18 protein-coding genes are annotated in these 21,671 nt (G+C 70.9%); 13 read left to right on the top strand and 5 right to left on the bottom strand.

The window, feature by feature from the left end; translation table 11 throughout:
- Window positions 1-29 precede the first annotated feature (29 nt).
- Window positions 30-1,031, bottom strand: a complete 1,002-nt coding sequence (gene corA / locus ACFQU3_RS00880; RefSeq protein WP_385905080.1) for a magnesium/cobalt transporter CorA — start codon at window positions 1,029-1,031, stop codon at window positions 30-32.
- 98 nt (window positions 1,032-1,129) lie between these two features.
- On the opposite strand from corA, the gene ACFQU3_RS00875 reads away from it, so the two are divergent.
- The 4 genes from ACFQU3_RS00875 to mshC are packed head-to-tail and all read left to right on the top strand — an operon-like array spanning window position 1,130 to window position 4,526.
- The gene (locus ACFQU3_RS00875) at window positions 1,130-1,870 is read left to right on the top strand and encodes an MSMEG_4193 family putative phosphomutase (RefSeq protein ID WP_385905077.1); all 741 of its coding nucleotides are present in this window, start codon (window positions 1,130-1,132) and stop codon (window positions 1,868-1,870) included.
- Between the two features lie 9 nt (window positions 1,871-1,879).
- A complete protein-coding gene (locus ACFQU3_RS00870) occupies window positions 1,880-2,422 on the top strand; it encodes a DUF3090 domain-containing protein (protein WP_385905074.1) in 543 nt (180 codons plus the stop codon).
- Entirely contained in the window at window positions 2,406-3,215 is an 810-nt protein-coding gene (locus ACFQU3_RS00865; RefSeq protein WP_385905071.1) for an SCO1664 family protein, read from the top strand. Before ACFQU3_RS00870 ends, ACFQU3_RS00865 begins: the two co-directional genes overlap by 17 nt.
- A 54-nt stretch (window positions 3,216-3,269) precedes the next feature.
- Window positions 3,270-4,526 (top strand): cysteine--1-D-myo-inosityl 2-amino-2-deoxy-alpha-D-glucopyranoside ligase, encoded by a 1,257-nt coding sequence (gene mshC, locus ACFQU3_RS00860; RefSeq protein ID WP_385905068.1) that lies wholly within the window; start codon window positions 3,270-3,272, stop codon window positions 4,524-4,526.
- Between the two features lie 90 nt (window positions 4,527-4,616).
- Here mshC and ACFQU3_RS00855 read toward each other — a convergent pair whose 3' ends face one another.
- Window positions 4,617-5,471 (bottom strand): PAC2 family protein, encoded by an 855-nt coding sequence (locus ACFQU3_RS00855; protein ID WP_385905066.1) that lies wholly within the window; start codon window positions 5,469-5,471, stop codon window positions 4,617-4,619.
- A 201-nt stretch (window positions 5,472-5,672) separates the two neighbouring features.
- Between ACFQU3_RS00855 and metH the strand changes: the two genes are divergently transcribed.
- A complete protein-coding gene (metH, locus tag ACFQU3_RS00850; RefSeq protein WP_385905375.1) occupies window positions 5,673-9,452 on the top strand; it encodes a methionine synthase in 3,780 nt (1,259 codons plus the stop codon).
- A gap of 4 nt (window positions 9,453-9,456) precedes the next feature.
- On the top strand, window positions 9,457-10,164 hold the full coding sequence (locus tag ACFQU3_RS00845) for an HAD family hydrolase (RefSeq protein ID WP_385905063.1): 708 nt from the start codon (window positions 9,457-9,459) through the stop codon (window positions 10,162-10,164).
- Between the two features lie 8 nt (window positions 10,165-10,172).
- On the opposite strand, the gene ACFQU3_RS00840 is transcribed toward ACFQU3_RS00845, so the two are convergent.
- Window positions 10,173-10,955: a LysR substrate-binding domain-containing protein gene (locus tag ACFQU3_RS00840; RefSeq protein WP_385905060.1), complete on the bottom strand. Its 783-nt coding sequence runs from the start codon at window positions 10,953-10,955 to the stop codon at window positions 10,173-10,175.
- A 156-nt stretch (window positions 10,956-11,111) separates the two neighbouring features.
- On the opposite strand from ACFQU3_RS00840, the gene ACFQU3_RS00835 reads away from it, so the two are divergent.
- Window positions 11,112-11,489, top strand: coding sequence for a DUF5997 family protein (locus ACFQU3_RS00835; protein ID WP_385905057.1), 378 nt, complete (start codon window positions 11,112-11,114; stop codon window positions 11,487-11,489).
- A 21-nt stretch (window positions 11,490-11,510) separates the two neighbouring features.
- On the opposite strand, the gene ACFQU3_RS00830 is transcribed toward ACFQU3_RS00835, so the two are convergent.
- Complete coding sequence (locus ACFQU3_RS00830) at window positions 11,511-12,863, bottom strand: PLP-dependent aminotransferase family protein (RefSeq protein ID WP_385905055.1); 1,353 nt, start codon at window positions 12,861-12,863, stop codon at window positions 11,511-11,513.
- Between the two features lie 60 nt (window positions 12,864-12,923).
- On the opposite strand from ACFQU3_RS00830, the gene ACFQU3_RS00825 reads away from it, so the two are divergent.
- The gene (locus ACFQU3_RS00825) at window positions 12,924-14,426 is read left to right on the top strand and encodes a CoA-acylating methylmalonate-semialdehyde dehydrogenase (RefSeq protein ID WP_385905052.1); all 1,503 of its coding nucleotides are present in this window, start codon (window positions 12,924-12,926) and stop codon (window positions 14,424-14,426) included.
- 14 nt (window positions 14,427-14,440) lie between these two features.
- Window positions 14,441-15,823 (top strand): aspartate aminotransferase family protein, encoded by a 1,383-nt coding sequence (locus tag ACFQU3_RS00820; protein WP_385905049.1) that lies wholly within the window; start codon window positions 14,441-14,443, stop codon window positions 15,821-15,823.
- An 85-nt stretch (window positions 15,824-15,908) separates the two neighbouring features.
- Here the strand turns inward: ACFQU3_RS00820 and ACFQU3_RS00815 are convergent, their stop codons facing one another.
- Window positions 15,909-16,748, bottom strand: coding sequence for a RecB family exonuclease (locus tag ACFQU3_RS00815; RefSeq protein ID WP_385905046.1), 840 nt, complete (start codon window positions 16,746-16,748; stop codon window positions 15,909-15,911).
- A 106-nt stretch (window positions 16,749-16,854) separates the two neighbouring features.
- On the opposite strand from ACFQU3_RS00815, the gene ACFQU3_RS00810 reads away from it, so the two are divergent.
- From ACFQU3_RS00810 to arc, 4 genes are all read left to right on the top strand, one after another.
- Window positions 16,855-18,000, top strand: a complete 1,146-nt coding sequence (locus ACFQU3_RS00810; protein WP_385905043.1) for a site-2 protease family protein — start codon at window positions 16,855-16,857, stop codon at window positions 17,998-18,000.
- Between the two features lie 159 nt (window positions 18,001-18,159).
- Entirely contained in the window at window positions 18,160-18,558 is a 399-nt protein-coding gene (locus ACFQU3_RS00805; RefSeq protein ID WP_385905040.1) for a single-stranded DNA-binding protein, read from the top strand.
- Between the two features lie 11 nt (window positions 18,559-18,569).
- Window positions 18,570-19,694: a tRNA (adenine-N1)-methyltransferase gene (locus ACFQU3_RS00800; RefSeq protein ID WP_385905037.1), complete on the top strand. Its 1,125-nt coding sequence runs from the start codon at window positions 18,570-18,572 to the stop codon at window positions 19,692-19,694.
- Between the two features lie 55 nt (window positions 19,695-19,749).
- Entirely contained in the window at window positions 19,750-21,513 is a 1,764-nt protein-coding gene (gene arc, locus ACFQU3_RS00795; RefSeq protein ID WP_385905034.1) for a proteasome ATPase, read from the top strand.
- Window positions 21,514-21,671: the final 158 nt, after the last annotated feature.

Below are 21,671 nucleotides of genomic sequence, written 5' to 3'. Positions count from 1 at the left end.
CCAGGGACACCCACGGGCATGGGCCGCGGCTAGAGCCAGCCGGACCGCTTGAAGGCCCGGTAGAGCCCCACGCACGCCGAGGCCATGACGGCGAGCACGAGGAAGTAGCCGTACTGGAACTCGCCGTTGCCGACGTGGATGCTCGCCGTCAGCTCCGGCATGTGTTCGAAGTTCATCCCGTAGATGCCGGCGATCATCGTCGGCACCGCCGCGATGGCGACCCACGCCGAGATCCGGCGCATGTCGGCGTTCTGCTTGACCGACACGCTCGCCAGGTGCGCAGAGAGGACGTCGGTGAGCAGACGGTCGTAGGACTCGACGTGGTCGTTGATGAGGCGCAGGTGGTCGGCGACGTCGCGGAAGAACGGCATGATCTCGTCGGCCAGTGCTCGTCCGCGACCGCGCTCCATGAACTGGGCCAGCGTGTCGGCGAGCGGCTGGCTCGCCCGTCGGAACTCGAGCACCTCACGCTTGAGCCGGTAGATGGTGTTCGCGTCACCGCCGAGCTCCGACGCGAAGACCTCCTCCTCGATCTGCTCGAGGTCCTTGCGGACCTCACGGTCGACGACGAGGTAGTTGTCGACGACGGAGTCCATGACGGCGTGCAGCACCGTCATCGGGCCGTGGTCGAGCCGGGCGGCGTCGCCCTCGAGCCGCTGGCGGACGCCGGCGAGCGGGTTGCCCTCGCCGTGGCGCACCGTGACGACGAAGTGGTCGCCGATGAAGAGCATGAGCTCTCCCGTGACGATGTCGCTCGTGGCATCGACGTAGCGCAGCGTCTTGAGGACCACGAACGTCGACGTCTCGTACTGCTCGATCTTCGCGCGCTGGTGGCCGTTGACGGCGTCCTCGACGGCGAGCGGGTGCAGGTGCAGCTCCTCGTTGACGAGGTCGAACTCCTCGTCGGTGGGGTCCTTGAGGCCGATCCACAGGAACCCGTCGTGGGCAAGCCGCAGCACGTCGAGCTCGTCGCTGAGGTCGCCGCATCCCTGACGTCGGCCGTTCCGGTAGATGGCCTTGTCCACGATCACCCCCCTACTTCACCACGCCAGGCTGGGAGGCGTCCTTCCATGTCCGTCGACGCGGCCGTATGCCGTGGGCGCCGGGCTCCGCGTCTAGGCTGGCGGCCGTGCCCACCGTGATCTTCGTGCGCCACGGCCGCTCGAGCGCCAACACTGCCGGCACGCTCGCCGGCTGGATGCCCGGCGTGTTCCTCGACGGGACGGGCGAGGCGCAGGCCGCCGCCGTCGGCCAGCGGCTTGCCTCCGCCGTCCTGCCGATCGTCGAGGTCGTCAGCTCGCCGCTCGACCGGTGCCTGCAGACCGCCGACCTGCTCGCCGCCCCGCTCCCGGGGCACGTGCGCCGCAGCGTGCACGACGGGCTCGGGGAGTGCCACTACGGCGCGTGGACCGGGCGCCCGATCGCCGAGCTCGCCAAGGACGAGCTCTGGAAGGTCGTGCAGGACCGCCCCAGCGAGGCGCGCTTCCCCGACTCGGCGGCATACCCTGCGGAGTCGATGGTGGAGATGCAGGACCGCGCCCTGCGCGCTGTCCGCGAGATCGACGAGCGGGTCCTGGCGGCGCACGGCAAGGACGCCGTCTGGGTGGCCGTCTCGCACGGCGACGTCATCAAGTCGATCCTGTCGCACGCCACCGGAGCGCACCTCGACGACTTCCAGCGCATCAACGTCGACCCGGCCTCGGTCAGCGTCGTGCGCTACACGAGCCGCAAGCCGTTCGTGCTCCGGCTCAACGACGTCGGCGGCGACCTGCGCGGCCTTCGACCGCCCGAGAAGCCCGCGGCCGAGGAGGGTGACGCCGTCGTCGGCGGCGGCGCCGGCACGTCCGAGACGCCGGACGTCGTCGGATAGGGTCGACGCATGACGGTCCAGGACTTCGATCCCGCTGACCGGTTCGTCACCGGGACGGTCGGCCCGACGGGCCAGCGGGCCTTCTACCTCCAGGCGATCTCGGGCCCCCTCGTCGTCACCGTCGCGGTCGAGAAGCAGCAGGTCTCCATCCTCGCCGACCGCATCAACGACGTGCTCGACCAGCTCGCGCCCGCCGCAGCCATCGAGCCCGGCGAGCCCGGGGGAGCGCCGGAGGACACGGACCCGCTCCAGACGCCGTTCGACGAGGACTGGCGCGTGCAGACGTTGTCGCTCGCCTGGGACGAGGACCGACAGAAGCTCGTCATCGAGTGCCACGACCACGACCCCGACGAGGTGGACGAGGAGACCGACGAGGTCGGCCCGCTCGCACGCAACTCGATCCGCGTGACGCTGGGACCGGCCGATGCGCGCGCCTTCGCACGCCGCACGAACGCGCTCGTCGCCGCTGGGCGCCCGCCGTGCCCGTTCTGCGGCAACCCGCTCGACCCCACGGGCCACATCTGCCCGCGGGCCAATGGCTACAAGCGCTGATGCGACCCCGTCGCCGGTCGACCTGACCGGCGAGATCGAGATCCTCGGCCGCATCACCGACTCCTCGAACCTCGCGGTCGTCGCGCGGGTCTCGACGCTGCCCGGGGGCCACGTCATCTACAAGCCGGTTCGCGGCGAGCGGCCCCTCTGGGACTTCCCCGACGGCACGCTGGCCGGCCGCGAGGTGGCCGCCTGCGTCGTCTCGGAGCTGGGCGGCTGGGACGTCGTGCCTCCCACCGTGATGCGCGACGGCCCGCTCGGCCCGGGGTCCGTGCAGCTGTGGATCGGCGACCCGTTCGACCCCGTCGCCGACGACGTCGTCGTGGACCTCGTGCCCGAGGGGCGCGCGCCGGACGGTTGGCGGGCCGTCTTCGACGGAGAGACCCCGGGAGGGTCGGCCGTGACCGTCGTCCATTCCGACGCCGACGACGTGCGCTCGCTCGCCGTCCTCGACGCGGCCATCAACAACTCCGACCGCAAGGGGTCGCACTGCCTGCGCGACGGCAGCGGGCGACTGTGGGCCATCGACCACGGGGTCACCTTCTCGCCGACCCCGAAGCTGCGCACGGTGCTGTGGGGGTGGGCGGGGGAGCCCCTCGCCGACCCCGACGTCGCTCGCCTCGCGCGGCTGCGGCGCGCGCTGGCCCAGGAGGCGTCCCGCGACCGCCTGCTCGCGCTGCTTCCCGAGGCAGACGTCGACGCCCTCGAGGCGCGGGTCGCCCTGCTCCTCGACGAGCGCGTGCATCCCTTCCCCAGCCGCGACTGGCCCGCGGTGCCCTGGCCGCCGCTCTGACCACCTCGCTGACCGGTCGAACCCCGCATCCTTACGCCGGGATAGAGTCTGCGCGTGAGAAGTTGGCCGATGCCGTTCATCCCGCAGGTTCCCGGCAGTGCACCCGAGGTGCGGGTCCGTGACACGGCATCGGGCGAGCTCGTCCCCGCCGCGCGCAGCGAGGTCGTCAACCTCTACGTCTGCGGCATCACGCCCTACGACGCGACGCACCTCGGCCACGCCGCCACGTACGTCACCTTCGACCTGCTCGGGCGGGTCCTGCGCGACAGCGGCCACGTCGTCCGATACGTCCAGAACATCACCGACATCGACGACCCCCTGCTCGAGCGGGCCGACCGGGACGGCATCGACTGGCGTGACCTCGCGACGCGCGAGATCGCCCTCTTCCGCGAGGACATGACCGCCCTCGCCGTCATCCCGCCCGACGAGTACCTCGGTGCCGTCGAGAGCATCCCGACGTTCGTCGCACCCATCGAGAAGCTCGTCGTCGACGGCTTCGCGTATGCCGTGCCGGCTCCCGACGGGTCACGCGAGGGTGCGCAGGACTACTACTTCGACGTCGCCAGGGACCCGCGGTTCGGGTCCGTGAGCCACCTCGACGAGGCGGGCATGCTCGAGGTCTTCGAGGAGCGCGGTGGCGACCCCGACCGCGAGGGCAAGCGCAACCGGCTCGACGCCCTGCTCTGGCGCGCGCACCGGGCCGGCGAGCCCGAGTGGGAGGGCGGCTCCCTGGGGCCCGGGCGCCCCGGCTGGCACATCGAGTGTGCGTGCATCGCCCTCGACCACCTCGGGATCCCCGTCGACGTGCAGGGCGGCGGCACCGACCTCATCTTCCCGCACCATGAGATGAGCGCCGCCCACGGCCGAGCGGTCAGCGGCTCCCCGTCGTTCGCCGGTGCCTTCGTACACCAGGGCATGGTCGGCCTCGACGGCGAGAAGATGAGCAAGAGCAAGGGCAACCTCGTCCTCGTCTCGCAGCTGCGCCGCGAGGGCGTCGACCCGATGGCGATCCGCCTGGCCCTCCTCGCACGCCACCATTCCCAGGACTGGATCTGGGAGGACGACCAGCTCACGATCGCGCAGCAACGGCTCGAGACGTGGCGAAAGTCCTTGTCCGGCAACGGCGGCCCTGTCGCAGACCAGACCGTCGACGACATCCGCGCAGCCCTGGCCGACGACCTCGACAGCCCGCGGGCGCTCGAGGCCGTCGACCGGTGGGCGAGCCAGGCGTTGACGCGCGGCGGTGACGACCCGGGCGCGCCGGGCGTCCTGGGTCGCGCTCTCGACTCCCTGCTCGGCATCCGCATCTAGCTCGCGGCAGCCGGACGCGCCGTCGCAGCAGGGCAGCGGGGGCAGCGGCCCATCGGGGACGGACCGCACGGCATACGGAGTCGGTGCGGGTCAGCGACCGGTCTGGTCGTCGTCGCGGCCGCGCAGGTAGCGCTCGAACTCGCGCGCGATCGCGTCGCCGCTGGCCTCGGGCAGCTCGGCGGTGTCCTGGGCCTCCTCGAGCGACTGGACGTACTCGGCGACCTCCTCGTCGGACTGCGCGAGCTCGTCGACGCCGCGCTCCCAGGCGCGGGCGTTCTCCTCGAGGTCGCCGTGCGGCACGGTGACGCCGAGCAGCGACTCGATACGGCGCAGCAGGCTCAACGTCGCCTTCGGGGAGGGCGCCGCGCCGGCGTAGTGCGGAACCGCTGCCCACGCGGACACCGTCGGGATGCCGGCGTCGGTCGCGGTGTGGCTGAGCACGCCGACGATGCCCGTGGGGCCCTCGTAGCGTGACGCCTCGACGTCGAAGCGGTGGATCGCCGCCTCGTCGTCGGCCGTGGCGGTGACGGGGATCGGCCGCGTGTGCGGCACGTCGGCGAGCAGGGCGCCGATGGTGAGGACCGTCGTGACGCCGAGCTGCTCGGCGAGCTCGAGAAGCTCGATGGAGAAGGCGCGCCAGCGCATGGACGGCTCGATGCCCTGGACGAGGACGACATCGCGCTCGAAGCCGGTCTCGGTGGCCACGAGGATGCGGGTCGTCGGCCAGGTGAGCATGCGCCGACCGTCCTCGATCGACACGCGGGGGCGGTTGACCTGGAAGTCGTAGTACTCCTCGGGGTCGAAGGCGGCCACGACCTCTGCGTCCCAGACCTCCGCGAGGTGCCGGACGGCGCTCGTGGCGGCCTCGCCCGCGTCGTTCCAGCCCTCGAAGGCAGCGATGAGCACCGGGTCGTTCAGCTCCGGCACGTCCTCGAACTCCAGCACGTCGTCTCCTTCACCGTGGGTGCCCTCGCATCCACCCCTTCAGCCTAGGACCTGCGGGTCGCGACGCGTCGCAGTTGCCTCGCGGGACACCGCGACGTGACCGGAGTACGGGCGGCGACGCGCTCGGCCCGTCGGGTCCGTAGAATCGGGCCGGTCCCGTAACACGGCACCCCGGTGCCGCCGAGAGGAGCCACGTTGTCCCTGTCGCCGCAGCAGCGACCCGACGCCACCGAGAGCCTGACCGCGACCCTCGGTCAGCGCATCATGATCCTCGACGGCGCGATGGGCACGGCGATCCAGCGTGACCGTCCCGATGAGGCCGGCTACCGCGGCGAACGCTTCGCGGACTGGCCGACCGACGTCCAGGGCAACAACGACCTGCTGACGCTGACGGCGCCGGAGATCATCGCCGGCATCCACCGCGAGTACCTCGAGTCCGGCGCCGACATCATCGAGACCAACACGTTCAACTCCACCGCGATCTCCCTCGCCGACTACGGCATGGAGGAGCTGGCCTACGAGCTCAACTTCGAGGCGGCCGCGCTGGCCCGCCGTGAGGCCGACGCGATGACCGAGCGCACCCCCGACCGGCCGCGCTACGTCGCCGGCGCGCTCGGGCCGACCACGCGTACGGCCTCGATCTCGCCCGACGTCAACGACCCGGGCGCGCGCAACGTCACCTACGACCAGCTCGTGGCCGCCTACCTGGACGCGGCACGCGGCCTCGTCGACGGCGGCAGCGACCTCATCTTCATCGAGACCATCTTCGACACCCTCAACGCCAAGGCGGCGATCTTCGCGGTCGAGACGCTCTTCGAGGAGCAGGGCCGCCGCTGGCCCGTCGTCGTGTCGGGCACGATCACCGACGCGTCCGGGCGCACCCTGTCGGGCCAGGTGACCGAGGCGTTCTGGGACTCCATCCGCCACGTGTCGCCGCTCGCCGTGGGCCTCAACTGCGCGCTGGGCGCCAAGGAGATGCGGCCCTACATCGCCGAGATGGCCCGTCTCGCCGACTCGTTCGTCTCGTGCTACCCGAACGCCGGCCTGCCGAACGCGTTCGGTGAGTACGACGAGGCGCCGGAGGAGACGGCTGCCATCATCGCGGAGTTCGCCGACGCCGGTCTCGTCAACCTCGTCGGCGGCTGCTGCGGCACGACACCCGAGCACATCGCCGCGATCGCCAAGGCGGTCGACGGCAAGGAGCGGCGGACGTTCGGCGAGATCGCACCCGCCATGCGGCTCTCCGGCCTCGAGCCCTTCACGATCACCGACGACAGCCTCTTCGTCAACGTCGGCGAGCGAACGAACATCACCGGCTCGGCCAAGTTCCGCAAGCTCATCAAGGACGGCGACTACGACACCGCGCTCTCCGTGGCGGCCCAGCAGGTCGAGAGCGGCGCCCAGGTCATCGACGTCAACATGGACGAGGGCATGATCGACGGGGTCGCGGCCATGGACCGCTTCCTCAAGCTCGTCGCGAGCGAGCCGGACATCAGCCGGGTGCCAGTCATGGTCGACTCCTCGAAGTGGGAGGTCATCGAGGCCGGGCTCAAGTGCGTCCAGGGCAAGGCGATCGTCAACTCGATCTCGCTCAAGGAGGGTGAGGAGACGTTCCTCGAGCACGCCCGGCTCGTGCGCAAGTACGGCGCCGCCGCGGTCGTCATGGCCTTCGACGAGGACGGTCAGGCCGACTCGCTCGAGCGCCGCAAGGAGATCTGCTCACGCGCGTACCGCATCCTCACGCAGGACGTCGGCTTCCCGGCCGAGGACATCATCTTCGACCCCAACGTCTTCGCGGTCGCCACCGGCATCGAGGAGCACGCGTCGTACGGCCTCGACTTCATCGAGGCGACCCGGTGGATCAAGGAGAACCTCCCCGGCGCCAAGGTCTCGGGTGGCATCTCCAACGTGTCGTTCAGCTTCCGCGGCAACAACCCCGTGCGAGAGGCGATCCACGCCGTCTTCCTCTACCACGCGATCGCCGCTGGACTCGACATGGGCATCGTCAACGCCGGCGCGCTCGCTGTCTACGACGAGGTCGACCCCGAGCTGCGCGAGCGCATCGAGGACGTCGTGCTCAACCGTCGGCCCGATGCGGCCGAGCGTCTCCTCGAGATCGCCGAGGAGTACAACAAGACGGGGCAGGCCGCCGAGGTCAGCGAGGAGGAGTGGCGTGCCCTTCCCCTCGGCGAGCGCATCACGCACTCGCTCGTCAAGGGCGTCGACGCGCACATCGAGGCCGACACCGAGCTGCTGCGCGCCGAGATCGCAGACCGTGGTGGTCGGCCCATCGAGGTCATCGAGGGGCCGCTCATGGACGGCATGAACGTCGTCGGCGACCTCTTCGGCTCCGGCAAGATGTTCCTCCCGCAGGTCGTCAAGAGCGCCCGGGTCATGAAGAAGGCGGTCGCCTACCTCATCCCGTTCATCGAGGAGGAGAAGGCCAAGGACCCCGAGCTGGCGAAGCAGAAGGACACCAACGGCACGATCGTCATGGCGACGGTCAAGGGCGACGTGCACGACATCGGCAAGAACATCGTCGGCGTCGTGCTCCAGTGCAACAACTACGAGGTCATCGACCTCGGCGTCATGGTGCCCGCGCAGAAGATCCTCGACGCGGCCAGGGAGCACGACGCCGACATCATCGGGCTGTCCGGCCTCATCACGCCATCGCTCGACGAGATGGTCGGCTTCGCCGCGGAGATGCAGCGCCAGGGCCTCACCATCCCGCTCCTCATCGGCGGCGCGACGACGTCGCGGGCGCACACGGCCGTCAAGGTCGACCAGCGCTACGACGGCCCCGTGGTGTGGGTCAAGGACGCATCGCGTTCGGTGCCGACGGCGGCCGCGCTCCTCAGCGACGAGCTGCGCCCGAAGCTCATGGCCAAGGTCAAGGCGGACTTCGACGCCCTGCGGGCGCGCCACGCGACCAAGCACGACCGGCCGATGGTCTCGCTCGCGCAGGCGCGTGAGCGGCGTACCGAGATCGACTGGTCCGGCTACCGGCCGCCGCACCCGCACCTGCTCCTCCAGCAGGACCGGGACGTCTCGTCCATCACGCGGTCACGCCGGGCGTCCCAGCATGTCAAGGTGTTCCGGGACTACCCGCTCGGCGAGCTGCGCCGCTACATCGACTGGCAGCCGTTCTTCAACGCCTGGGAGATGAAGGGCAGCTTCCCGGACGTCCTCAACAACCCGGCCAGCGGCCAGGCGGCGCGCAAGCTCTACGACGACGCGCAGTCGATGCTCGACCGGATCGTCGACGAGCGGTGGCTGCAGGCCAACGGTGTCATCGGCTTCTTCCCGGCCAACTCCGTCGGCGACGACACCGAGGTCTACCTCGACGACGACCGCACCGAGACCATCGCGGTGCTCCACCACCTGCGTCAACAGGGCGACCACCGCGCCGGTGTGCCCAACCGCTCGCTCGCCGACTACGTCGCCCCCAAGGGCATGAAGGACTGGATCGGCGGTTTCGCCGTGACGGCCGGCCTCGGCGGGGGCGAGCGGGTCGCCGCGTTCAAGTCCGCCCTCGACGACTACAACGCGATCCTGCTCGAGTCCCTGGCCGACCGGCTCGCGGAGGCCTTCGCGGAGCGACTGCACGAGCGCGTCCGCAAGGAGTTCTGGGGTTACGCGCCCGACGAGCACCTCGACAACGTCGCGCTCATCAAGGAGCAGTACGCCGGCATCCGACCGGCGCCGGGCTACCCGGCGTGCCCCGAGCACACCGAGAAGCAGACACTCTGGCGCCTGCTCGACGTCGAGAACAACACCGGCATCACGCTGACCGAGAGCATGGCCATGTCGCCCGGAGCCTCGGTGTCGGGCTGGTACTTCTCGCACCCGCAGTCCCAGTACTTCGTCGTCGGCCGCCTCGGCCGCGACCAGGTGAAGGACTACGCCGAACGCAAGGGCTGGACTCTCGCCGAGGCCGAGCGCTGGCTGTCCGCGAACCTCGCCTACGACCCCGAGGACTGACCCGGTGACCCTCTCGCAGACCGCCCGCCCCGACAGGGCGGCGCCCGTCTACCCGGCAGCCGTGCTGTGGGACATGGACGGCACGCTCGTCGACACCGAGCCGTACTGGATCGAGGCGGAGCACGAGCTCGTCGCCGCGCACGGCGGAGTGTGGAACGACGAGTTCGCCCACCAGCTCGTCGGCAACGCGCTCGAGGTCTCGGCGCAGCTCATCATCGACAAGTCGGGCATCGAGCTGTCCGTGCCCGAGGTGATCGACGCGCTGCTGCTGCGCGTGATCGCGCAGGTCGAGAAGCGCATCCCCTGGCGTCCCGGCGCGCGCGAGCTGCTCGGCGAGCTCGGCGAGCTCGGCGTCCCCTCGCTGCTCGTGACGATGTCGTGGCGCTCGCTCGCGGACACCGTCGTGCGCCAGCTGCCGGAGGGGGCCTTCCACGCGCTCGTCACCGGTGACGAGGTGAGCCACGGCAAGCCCCACCCTGAGCCCTACCTCGCAGCGGCCCGCCTCGTCGGCGCCGAGCCCGGTGCGTGCATCGCGATCGAGGACTCTCCGGCCGGTGTCCGTTCAGCCACCGCGGCGGGCGTGCCGACCATCGCCATCCCGCACGTCGTGCCCGTCCCTCGGATCGAGGGCGCGGTGCACATCGACACGCTGGCGGGCGTGACCGCGGCCGACCTCACGACGATCGTGTCGAGCGTGCTGCCCTCTCGCTGAGCTGTCGTTCACCGACGACCGCGGCGGCCTCCTCGACCGGAGCTCGGGCTGCCCTTGCCTCCGGCACGCTGGGCCCGCGACTGACCTCCCTGTCGCGCAGTCCTCCTGGAACCACCTCCGGACCCGGGCCGCGCGGCTGCCGGTGAGCCGGGAGCCCGCGAGTCGGAGGGTGCGTCGTTGGACGCCCCGCGCGAGCTGCGCTCGGTGCGCCCGCGGACGATGCCGATGAACTCCTCGAGGCGCGGGTCGTCGTCATCGACGCGCCAGGCCAACCCGACACGCGTCGGTGCCACACCGGTCACCGGGCGGTGCACGACGTCCTTGCGGTGGTGCAGTCGGGCGACCGACAGAGGAACGATGACGATTCCCGACCCGCTCGCGACTACCGAGACGGCCTGCCTGGTCGTCATGGTGGGCATCGACGAGGACCGTTGCCGCGCCTCAGGCGTCGCGACCTGGGCCCACTCGGGCACCTCGGCAGGGTCCTGCAGCAGCACCTCGCCGGACAGGTCGGCGATCCCCACCTCGTCGAAGGCCGCGACGACGTGCTCCTTCGAGACGACGACGACAGGCACCTCCTCGTAGAGGGGGATCACGTGCAGCCCGTCCTTGTCGACCGGGAGGCGGAGCAGGGCCATCGACGCCGTGCCGTCGCGCAGGTGCCGTACGGCGTCCTGCTCGTCCACGGGGTTGGCCTCCAGGGGGGAGTCCGGCATCCGGCGCGCCCAGACGCGGAGCCACTTGTCGGGCGTCACGCCGGGCACGAACTCGATACGGAACGCATCCGTCATGGGTGGGCCTTCGCGGTCGGGGCGGGTCGCTCCGAGGCTAGTCCACGACCTTGGCCCCAGTCGTCGCGGCGAGCGGGGCCCACGGACGCCGGGCCGTGGAGGTGGAGGGGGACACCGCCCTGCGCGAGCACGGGACGGCACCCCTACCCTGATGGCATGAGCACGCCGAAGCCGCAGACCATGAAGCCCCAGACGGCCGCGAAGAAGCTCGGCGTACTCCTGTCCGAGACCCCCGAGGACTTCCGCGAGGGAGTCGTGAGCCGCGCCGAGCTCAACGCCCTGCAGGCGGACCCGCCGGAGTGGCTCGCGTCGCTGCGGCGCAACGGTCCGCACACGCGCCAGGAGACGGCTCGCCGGCTCGGCATCTCGGGCTCCGGGCTTGCGCGGGCCGGAGCGGGCGAGCACCTCACGACCGAGGAGATCCGGACGCTCCTCGACGAGATGCCGCCGTGGCTCGTGGCCGAGCGCGACATCTTCGCGCAGGTCCGCGCGGAGGAGGCGCGGCTCAAGGCACAGAAGGGCGAGCGCGACTGAGCCGCAAGGCAGCCCGCCGGCTCAGCGGTGCTGGGCCGTCCACGCCCCTGCAGACGCGGCAGCGGCGATGAGGTCGGCCACCTCGTCATGTCCGTCGCGCACGAGCCCGGTCGTGACCCGGACGTGCCCCTCGGAGCCCGGGACCGACTCGACCGAGAACGGTGAGCCGGGTGTCACCGCGATGCCCTGGCTCGCGAGGCGCAGCACCGCGGCGGCCTCGTCTCGGACGGGGACCCAGATGTTGAGCCCGTCGGTGCCGGCCACGTCGACGCCGTGCTCGGCCAGACGCGTCACGACGAGCTCTCGGCGCCGGGCGTACTCCGCTCGGGCCGATGTGATGCGCCGGCGGCACTCCGCGTCGCGCAGGAGCCCGGCCAGCACCCGCTGGAGCAGCCTGCTCGTCCACCCCTGACCGAGCGCACGGGCGTGGCGTACCGGCGCGATCAGCGCCGAGGGCCCGCTGAGGGCCGCGATGCGCAGGTCCGGTCCGTGGGACTTGCTGAAGCTGCGGATGTGCAGGACCTGGTCGGGGATCCAGGCTCCGAGGCTGAGCGGCGCCGAGGTCGAGATCGGTCCGCTGGAGTCGTCCTCGATGACGACGCAGTCATGGCCTCGGAGCAGACCGGCGAGACGTCGCGCACGAGTGGGTGACATCGACACACCAGTCGGGTTCTGCCCCCGGGGCTGGATGACGACAGCGGCCGGTCGGCGGGGCAGCAGGGCCTCGACCCGGTCGAGGTCCAGGCCGGTCTCGTCGAGGGGCACGCCGACCACATCGACCCCACGGTCCTCGAGAAGGTCGAGCAGCGGCGGAAACCCGGGATTCTCGACCACCACGAGGTCACCCGGCCGCAGGAGGGCGCGCGTCACGAGGTCGAGCGCATCCATGGCGCCGTCGACGACGAGCAGCTCCTCTGCGACGTAGGGCCAGTCTCTGGTCAGCTCCTCGCGAAGGTCATCGAGCACCGGGTCGTCGAGGTAGCTGGTGGGGGTTGCCGGTTCGTCGAGTCCTGACAGGACCGCTCCGAGCGGCGGTAGCAGCAGGCTGTCGGGGATGCCGGTCGACAGGTCGAGGCTGACGGGCGACTCGTGCCGCAGGGCCCGGGTGTAGCGCTCGCCCCCGCGAGTCGTCGGAGCCACGGTGGTGCCACGCCGTCCGTCGGACCGGATCGTGCCCGAACGGGCGAGCAGCTGCCACGCGGCGCTGACGGTCGTCGGCGACATCATCAGCTCCTCCGCCACCCGGCGGATCGGGGGAAGCTGGTCGCCCGGCAGCAGCGTCGCATCGCGGATGGCGCGGGACACCGCCTGGGCCAACCCCTTCGCGGTCGGCGCATCGAGGCGCTCTTCGATGGAGGAGATGACGGCGCGCATCTTCGTAACATAGCAATAGCGGCTTTGTACGGCATAGATGTGGCACGTAATCTGGTCCGCATGACGACGCCCTCCCCGACGCCCATCGACCACTGGATCTCCGGCACGCGCGTGCCCGGCACCTCTGGACGCACCGCGCCCGTGTACGACCCCGCCACCGGCACCCAGACCGGCGAGGTGCCCCTCGCGTCGAGAGGTGAGATCGACGACGCCGTCAAGACGGCCGTCGCCGCCGCGCGCGAGTGGCGGACCTCCTCGCTGTCCAAGCGAGCCGCGGTCCTCTTCGCGTTCCGCGAGCTGCTCCACGCCCGTTCGGGCGAGCTGGCCGCGATCATCACCGCCGAGCACGGCAAGGTGCTCTCCGACGCCGCCGGCGAGATCGCCCGTGGGCTCGAGAACGTCGAGTTCGCGACCGGTGTGCCCGCGCTGCTCAAGGGTGGCTTCTCCGAGCAGGCCGCGACGGGGGTCGACGTCTACAGCATCCGCCAGCCGCTCGGCGTCGTCGCGGGCATCACGCCCTTCAACTTCCCGGCCATGGTGCCGCTCTGGATGTGCGCCAACGCCATCGCCTGCGGCAACGCGTTCATCCTCAAGCCCAGCGAGAAGGACCCCTCCGCCGCGCTCTTCCTCGCCGAGCTGTGGAAGCAGGCCGGGCTGCCCGACGGCATCTTCACGGTCATCCACGGCGACAAGGAGGCCGTCGACGCGCTCCTCGACCACGACGACATCGCGGCCGTGAGCTTCGTGGGTTCGACGCCCATCGCGAAGTACATCTACGAGCGCGGAACCGCGAACGGCAAGCGCGTCCAGGCCCTCGGCGGTGCGAAGAACCACGCACTCGTGCTGCCCGACGCCGACGTCGACATGGCTGCCGACGCCATCGTCTCCGCGGCCTACGGCGCGGCCGGTGAGCGCTGCATGGCGCTGTCGGTGGCCGTCGCGGTCGGCGACGTCGGTGACGAGCTCGTCACCAAGATCTCCGAGCGTCTTCCGTCGCTCAAGGTCGGGCCGGGCGCCCAGGCCGACACCGACATGGGCCCGCTGATCACCCGAGAGCACCGCGACAAGGTCGCGGGATACGTCGACGCCGGCGCGGAGGCGGGAGCCCGCGTCGTCGTCGACGGACGCACCAGCGACGTCCCGGCCGACGGCTTCTTCCTCGGCATGACGCTGCTCGACGACGTGACTCCCGACATGTCGGTCTACCGCGACGAGATCTTCGGCCCCGTGCTCTCCGTCGTGCGGGTCGCCACCTACGAGGAGGGGCTGGCGCTCATCAACGGCAACCAGTACGCCAACGGCACCACGATCTTCACGCGCGACGGGGGCGCGGCTCGCCGCTTCCAGAACGAGGTCGAGGTCGGCATGGTCGGCATCAACGTGCCCATTCCGGTGCCGGTCGCCTACTACTCGTTCGGCGGCTGGAAGGACTCGCTCTTCGGCGACACGCACATGTACGGCCCCGAGGGCCTCAACTTCTACACGCGCGGGAAGGTTGTGACGCAGCGGTGGCCCGACCCCGCCACCTCCACCGTCGACCTCGGTTTCCCGCGGACGCGTTGAGGAAGGATGCACCCATGACCGACCTCGAGCACCGCACCGTCGTCAAGGACCAGCTCGACCAGATGAGCGAGGAGCAGGTCCGGGCGCTCGACCGCGCCCACGTCTTCCACTCGTGGTCCGCCCAGAACCTCATCGACCCGCTGCCCATCGCCCGGGCCGAGGGCTCCTACTTCTGGGACTACGCGGGCAAGCGCTACCTCGACTTCAGCAGCCAGCTGGTCAACGTCAACATCGGCTACAACCACCCGAAGGTCGTCGCGGCGATCCAGGAGCAGGCGGCGCGCCTCGCGACGATCGCGCCCTCGTTCGCCAACGACGCGCGCAGCGAGGCGGCGCGCCTCATCACGGAGATCGCCCCCGACGGGCTCTCCGCCGTCTTCTTCACCAACGGTGGGGCCGAGGCCAACGAGAACGCCCTCCGCATGGCGCGCCTGCACACCGGACGGCACAAGGTGCTCGCGACGTACCGCAGCTACCACGGGGCCACGGCGGGCTCGATCACCCTGACGGGTGACCCGCGGCGGTGGCCGTCCGAGCCGGGGCTCTCCGGCATCGTCCACTTCTGGGGGCCCTACACCTACCGCTCGGCCTTCCATGCGGAGGACGACGAGCAGGAGCGCGACCGCGCCCTGCAGCACCTGCGCGACACGATCATGGTCGAGGGCGCGCACACGATCGCGGCGATCATCCTCGAGACGGTCGTCGGCACGAACGGCATCCTCGTGCCGCCGGACGGCTACCTCCAGGGCGTGCGCGACCTCTGCGACGAGCATGGCATCATGCTCATCGCCGACGAGGTCATGGCCGGCTTCGGCCGCTGCGGCGAGTGGTTCGCCGTCGACCACTGGGCCGTGCGACCCGATCTGATCACCTTCGCCAAGGGCGTGAACTCCGGTTACGTGCCACTGGGTGGGGTCGTGATCTCCGACGAGATCCGGGCGACGTTCGACCAGCGGGCCTTTCCCGGCGGGCTCACGTACTCGGGCCACCCGCTGGCGTGCGCGTCGGCCGTCGCCTCGATCAACGCCTTCCGCGAGGAGGGCATCATCGAGAACGCCCGGATGCTCGGCTCAGACGTCATCGGGCCACGCCTGCGCGAGATCGCGCGCAGGCACCCGAGCGTCGGCGACGTGCGCGGACTCGGCGTCTTCTGGGCCGTCGAGCTCGTCCGTGACCGTGAGACGCGCGAGCCGCTCGTGCCGTACAACGCCGCGGGCGAGGCCGCGCAACCGATGGCGGCCTTCGCCGCAGCGTGCAAGCAGCGCGGGCTGTGGCCGTTCACGCACTTCAACCGCACGCACGTCGTGCCGCCGTGCACGACGACGGCAGCCGAGGTCGAGGAGGGGCTGGCCGTGCTCGACGAGGCGCTCGACGTCGCCGACGAGTTCACCTCCTGATCCGACGACGGATGTGTGCCGTATGCCGTCCGCCGGGCTCGTCGCGGGCCCGCCGGACGGCATACGGCGTCAGGGTGCCGTCCGCTCAGGCGTCGACCTCGACGAGCCCGGTGACCGCGGGGTCGACCGCCCGCTCGGCGGCGTCGTCAGGCAGCGGCGGCGGAGTGCCACCCCAGGCGGGGCACAGGGCACGGTGCTCGCACCAGTCGCAGAGGCGGCTGGGGCTGGGGCGCCAGTCACCGGTCGTGGCGGCCCGCTCGATGGCCTGCCAGAGCGCCTTGACCTTGCGCTCGGTGCCGAGGAGGTCCTGCTCGTCGGGCTCGTAGGCCACGATCTCGCTGTTGCCGAGATAGACCAGCTGTAGCCGTTTCGGGATCACGCCCCGCTGACGCCACAGCACGAGCGCGTAGAACTTCATCTGGAACAGCGCCTTGGCCTCGAAGTGCTCGGACGGCGACCGTCCGGTCTTGTAGTCGACCACGCGCATCGCGCCGCCCGGAGCGACGTCGAGGCGGTCGACGTAGCCCCGCAGGACCAGTCCGTCGATCTCGGTCTCGACGTACAGCTCGCGCTCCGCCGGCTCGAGACGGGTCGGGTCCTCGAGCCCGAACCACGTCTGGAGCAGGGTCGACGCGCCCGCGAACCACTCGTCGGTGCGGCCGTCGTGCTCGGCGAGCAGGTCGAGCATCGCGGGCTCCTGCTCGGCGAGGCGCTCCCACTCGTGCGGGACCAGCCCGACCGCCGCGTCGATGGTGCGCTCGGCCGCCGGGAGGTCGAAGAGCCGCTCGAGGACCGCGTGCACCAGCGTGCCGCGCGCCGTTGCTTGGGTGGGCGGCGAGGGCAGCTTGTCGATGACCCGGAAGCGGTAGAGCATCGGGCACGACATGAAGTCGGAGGCCCGACTCGGTGACAACGCGGAGACCATGAGGCGACTGTATGCCGCCGGGCCGACACCACCCGGACGCCACCCACAGGCCCCCCACACCGGACCGTCACGTCGGCGCCTCCGGCACAGGGCATAGGGTCGGCGGATGAGCACTCCCGCCCGCCCCTCCGCGGCCCACGGGTGGCGCATCGGCAGCCTCGCCGGGACCCCGGTCTACCTGGGCCGGTCGTGGCCGGTCATCGCGGCGCTCATCATCGTCGTCTTCGGTCCCAACCTCGCGCGCCCCGACCGCGGCCCGTCCTACGGCTACCTCCTGGCCGCCGGGTACGCCGTGCTCCTCCTCGTCTCGGTGCTCGTCCACGAGGCCGCGCACGCCGTCGCGGCCCGTTGGCGTGGTCACCCGGTGAGCCGGATCGTCGCGGACGTCTGGGGCGGCCACACGGTCTACGACGCGACGCGCACCTCGCCGACGACGACCGCGATCGTCGCGGTCGTGGGGCCGTTGTCGAACCTCGCGCTCGCGGCGGTCGTCTGGGGCGTGCACGGGCTGACCTCCAACGAGACGGCCCAGACCCTCCTCGGCATCGTCGCCGTGGCCAACCTCCTGGTCGGGCTCTTCAACCTGCTGCCCGGCCTGCCGCTCGACGGCGGCCAGATCGTCAGCGCCCTCGTGTGGCGCGCGACCGGCAGTCGAGGACGCGGCCTCGTCGCTGCCGGATGGCTCGGCCGGGTCGTCGCGGTCCTCACGGTGGCCTGGTTCGCCCTCCGGCCGCTGGTCGAGGGCAGGGCACCGGATCTCTTCGACGTCGTCTGGCCCGTCGCCATCGCCTTCTTCCTCTGGCAGGGTGCCACCGGCGCGGTCCGTGCCGGGCACATCCACGTCGCGACGGCGGGCCGTGCCCGCGACGTGCTCGAGCCGCTGTCGCTCATCGCGGGCACGACGCCGCTGTCCGACGTCGATGCGGCGCTGTCCGCGGGTGTGTGGGTCGCCGCAGCGGACCCTGCGGGATGGCCGCTCGGCGTCGTCGACGGTGATTCGGCGGCGGCGGTACCGGAGGAAGCCCGAGGACGCACCGCCATCGCCTCGGTCACCGTGGCGCAGCCGGCGGCCTGGGTCGTCTCGCTGCCCGCGGATGCCGTGCTCACCGACCTCATCCGGCTCATGAGCGAGCGCGAGCTGTCGCTCGCCGTCGTCGTCGACGAGCAGACCCGTGACGTGCAGGGGCTCGCGACCGCCGACCGGATCAATGCCGTCGTGGGCGCGGAGCTCGGGCGTCGAGGCCGCCGCTGAGGCTCGGCACTCGAGCCGGTCGGCAGACCCGAAGGCCTGTCCACACCCCCGCCGACGGCTGGGTGGTCGTCCACAGGTGACCCGCCTCCGGGTGCGGCCGCAGGCTGGCACGACGACCGTGGAAGCCGAGCCCGACGGACGGGCAGGAGGGGAGTCACCATGGGCACGAGCCGGACCGACACGACCAAGGAGGCCGACGCCGGCCGCAACGACGTGGCCCTGCGCGGTCGTCTGGCGGCCGCGGCCGACGCGCGCGAGCTGCCCAGCGGCGACCGCATCGCCCTGCTGCGGCTGGTCGTACGGCGTGACGAGCCGCAGCGGCGGCGCCGCGACGGCGTCGACACCGCCCGGCGGGCCACCGTCGACACGATCGACGTCGTGTGCTGGTCGGCCGCCACCCGCCGCACCGCCGCACGCCTGCGAGATGGTGACCAGGTCGAGGTCGAGGGGTCCCTGCGTCGGCGCTTCTTCGGAGGTCCCACTGGCCGGCAGAGCCGCTACGAGGTCGAGGCGAGGGTGCTCCGCAGGGTGTCCGGAGCAAACGCGGCCGGCACCTAGACTGTGCTCCCATGACCGACGCCGCCCAGTCCCACGTCACCGGTGCCGCCCACAACCGTCGCGGCGTCTTCGAGGTGGGGGAGCGGGTGCAGCTGACCGACCCGAAGGGTCGCCTGCACACGATCACGCTCGAGCCCGGCCGCGAGTTCCACACGCACCGTGGGTTCCTGCGTCACGACGACCTCATCGGCTCCCACGACGGCTCCGTCGTGACGAACACCGCGGGCGTCGAGTACCTCGCCCTGCGGCCCCTGCTCAGCGACTACGTCATGTCGATGCCGCGCGGCGCGGCCGTGGTCTATCCCAAGGACTCGGGCCAGATCGTCCAGATGGCCGACATCTTCCCGGGCGCGACGGTGGTCGAGGCGGGCGTCGGCAGCGGCGCCCTCTCCATGTCGCTCCTGCGCGCGATCGGTGAGAGCGGCCGGCTGCTCTCCTTCGAGCGGCGTGAGGACTTCGCTGACATCGCCCGCGGCAACGGCCGGGCGTTCTTCGGCGGCGACCACCCCGCGTGGACGGTGACGGTCGGTGACCTCGTCGAGTCGCTGCCCACCGTCGTCGAGCCGGGCACCGTCGACCGCGTCGTGCTCGACATGCTCGCGCCGTGGGAGTGCCTCGACGCGGTGTCCGACGCGCTGATCCCCGGTGGCGTGCTCATCTGCTACGTCGCCACGACGACGCAGCTGAGCCGCGTCGCGGAGGGCATCCGTGCGCACGGCGGGTTCACCGAGCCCTCTGCCTGGGAGTCCCTGGTGCGCGGCTGGCACCTCGAGGGTCTCGCGGTCCGTCCGCAGCACCGCATGCACGGGCACACGGGGTTCCTCATCACGACCCGCCGCCTCGCCCCGGGCGTCGGCGCACCCGAGCGCAAGCGGCGCCCTGCCAAGGGCGCCTACGGCGACACCGCAGGGGCGGCTCCCGGCACCGTTCCCGACGGCTCGGCGGGCAGTGGCGACCCGGCTGGCGCAGATGTCGACACGCTGGGGACGGTGCTGCCCGTCAGCGGGTCGACCGCCTCGACCGACATCCCTGCCGACGCGTGGACGCCCGAAGCGCTCGGCGAGAGGGTCAAGAGCGACAAGACAATCCGACGCGTCCGTCGATCAGTCACTGAAACGTCCGACAACAAGGGCTGACGCGGGGTTAGGGTCGAATCGTCACTATGTGCGAGTGACGGATGAGGAGGCCGAGATGTCTGATGACGTCCGCAACCCAGACCCTGATGGTGCCGCCGGCACCGGAGTCCCCGGAGCGGGGGACCGTGAGCTCTCCGCCCTGCGTGACGAGGTCGAGTCGCTCCGCGAGACGGCACGCAGCTCGCCACAGCGTACGCGCGAGCTCGAGGCACGGTTGGCCCATGTGCAGACGAGCCTGTCGACGTTGTCGTCCCAGAACGAGCGCCTCGTGCGCACGCTCAAGGACGCGCGAGAGCAGATCGTCACGCTGAAGAAGGAGGTCGACCGGCTCGCCCAGCCGCCGAGCACCTACGGGCTCGTCATCGACCCGCCCGACGACGGCGCGATCGACATCCTCACCGGCGGGCGCAAGATGCGCGTCGCGATCAGCCCCTCGGTCGACCAGGCCGATCTCGGGCTCGGTCGTGAGGTCATGCTCAACGAGGCCCTCAACGTCGTGTCCGTCCACGGCTACGAGCGCGTCGGGGAGGTCGTCACCGTCAAGGAGCGCATCGACTACGAGCGCGTCGTCGTCGTGACCCACGGCGACGAGGAGCGGGTCTGCCGCATCGCGACGCCCCTGCTCGTGGAGCGCATCCGCGTCGGCGACTCGCTGACGCTCGACCCGCGGTCCAACTTCGTCCACGAGCTGATCCCCAAGCTCGAGGTCGAGGAGCTCGTTCTCGAGGAGGTGCCCGACGTCGCCTACGAGGACATCGGCGGTCTCTCGGGCCAGATCGAGCAGATCCGCGACGCCATCGAACTGCCGTTCCTGCACCCCGAGCTGTTCAAGGAGCACGCGCTCAAGCCGCCGAAGGGCGTGCTGCTCTACGGTCCGCCCGGCTGCGGCAAGACGCTCATCGCCAAGGCGGTGGCAGCCTCGCTCGCCCGACAGGTCGCGGCGCGCTCCGGCAAGCAGACCGAGAAGAGCTACTTCCTCAACATCAAGGGCCCCGAGCTGCTCAACAAGTACGTCGGCGAGACGGAGCGGCACATCCGGCTGATCTTCCAGCGTGCGCGCGAGAAGGCATCGGACGGCACGCCGGTCGTCGTGTTCTTCGACGAGATGGACTCGCTCTTCCGCACGCGCGGCTCAGGGGTCTCGAGCGACGTCGAGACGACGATCGTCCCCCAGCTGCTCGCCGAGATCGACGGCGTGGAGCGGCTCGACAACGTCATCGTCATCGGGGCGTCCAACCGCGAGGACATGATCGACCCGGCCATCCTGCGGCCTGGCCGTCTGGACGCGAAGATCAAGATCGAGCGTCCCGACGCCGAGAGCGCTCGCGACATCTTCAGCAAGTACCTCACCGTGACGCTGCCCCTGCACGAGCACGACCTCGCGGTCAACGGCGGTGACCGCGACGCCACCGTCGAGGCGATGATCACGGCGGCGGTCGAGCGGATGTACGCAGAGATGGAGGAGAACCGCTTCCTCGAGGTCACCTACCAGGGCGGCGACAAGGAGATCCTCTACTTCAAGGACTTCAACTCCGGCGCGATGATCCAGAACATCGTCGACCGGGCGAAGAAGCTCGCGATCAAGGACTTCCTGTCCACCGGCCAGAAGGGCATCCGCGTCGAGCACCTCCTGGCCAGCTGTGTCGACGAGTTCAAGGAGAACGAGGACCTGCCCAACACGACCAACCCCGACGACTGGGCGCGGATCAGTGGCAAGAAGGGCGAGCGGATCGTCTACATCCGCACGCTCATCAAGGGCAAGGACGGCACCGAGCCCGGCCGGTCCATCGCCACCGCCAACACGGGTCAGTACCTCTGAACCACTGAGCCTCTGACGCGATCGAGTGCCCGGGACCACGCGGTCCCGGGCACTCGACGTTGGCCGCTGCAAAGTGCCCATTCGAATGCTCGGGGTCGTCGGTGCGAAGTGCCCACTCGACAGCGCGCGGGTGGCCGGTGCAAAGTGCCCACTCGACT

The sequence above is a fragment of the Terrabacter sp. GCM10028922 genome (genome assembly GCF_042666095.1).
GTDB lineage: Bacteria > Actinomycetota > Actinomycetes > Actinomycetales > Dermatophilaceae > Terrabacter.
Note: the sequence above shows the minus strand (reverse complement) of the source record. Positions and strands in the feature narration are given on the sequence as shown.

Coding starts and splice junctions, on each gene's coding strand:
- ACFQU3_RS00870 (WP_385905074.1), top strand. CDS start 1,880: ATGACGGTCCAGGACTTCGATCCCGCTGACCGGTTCGTCACCGGGACG.
- ACFQU3_RS00865 (WP_385905071.1), top strand. CDS start 2,406: ATGGCTACAAGCGCTGATGCGACCCCGTCGCCGGTCGACCTGACCGGC.
- ACFQU3_RS00840 (WP_385905060.1), bottom strand. CDS start 10,955: ATGACGGATGCGTTCCGTATCGAGTTCGTGCCCGGCGTGACGCCCGAC.
- ACFQU3_RS00835 (WP_385905057.1), top strand. CDS start 11,112: ATGAGCACGCCGAAGCCGCAGACCATGAAGCCCCAGACGGCCGCGAAG.
- ACFQU3_RS00830 (WP_385905055.1), bottom strand. CDS start 12,863: ATGCGCGCCGTCATCTCCTCCATCGAAGAGCGCCTCGATGCGCCGACC.
- ACFQU3_RS00825 (WP_385905052.1), top strand. CDS start 12,924: ATGACGACGCCCTCCCCGACGCCCATCGACCACTGGATCTCCGGCACG.
- ACFQU3_RS00820 (WP_385905049.1), top strand. CDS start 14,441: ATGACCGACCTCGAGCACCGCACCGTCGTCAAGGACCAGCTCGACCAG.
- ACFQU3_RS00815 (WP_385905046.1), bottom strand. CDS start 16,748: ATGGTCTCCGCGTTGTCACCGAGTCGGGCCTCCGACTTCATGTCGTGC.
- ACFQU3_RS00810 (WP_385905043.1), top strand. CDS start 16,855: ATGAGCACTCCCGCCCGCCCCTCCGCGGCCCACGGGTGGCGCATCGGC.
- ACFQU3_RS00805 (WP_385905040.1), top strand. CDS start 18,160: ATGGGCACGAGCCGGACCGACACGACCAAGGAGGCCGACGCCGGCCGC.
- ACFQU3_RS00800 (WP_385905037.1), top strand. CDS start 18,570: ATGACCGACGCCGCCCAGTCCCACGTCACCGGTGCCGCCCACAACCGT.
- arc (WP_385905034.1), top strand. CDS start 19,750: ATGTCTGATGACGTCCGCAACCCAGACCCTGATGGTGCCGCCGGCACC.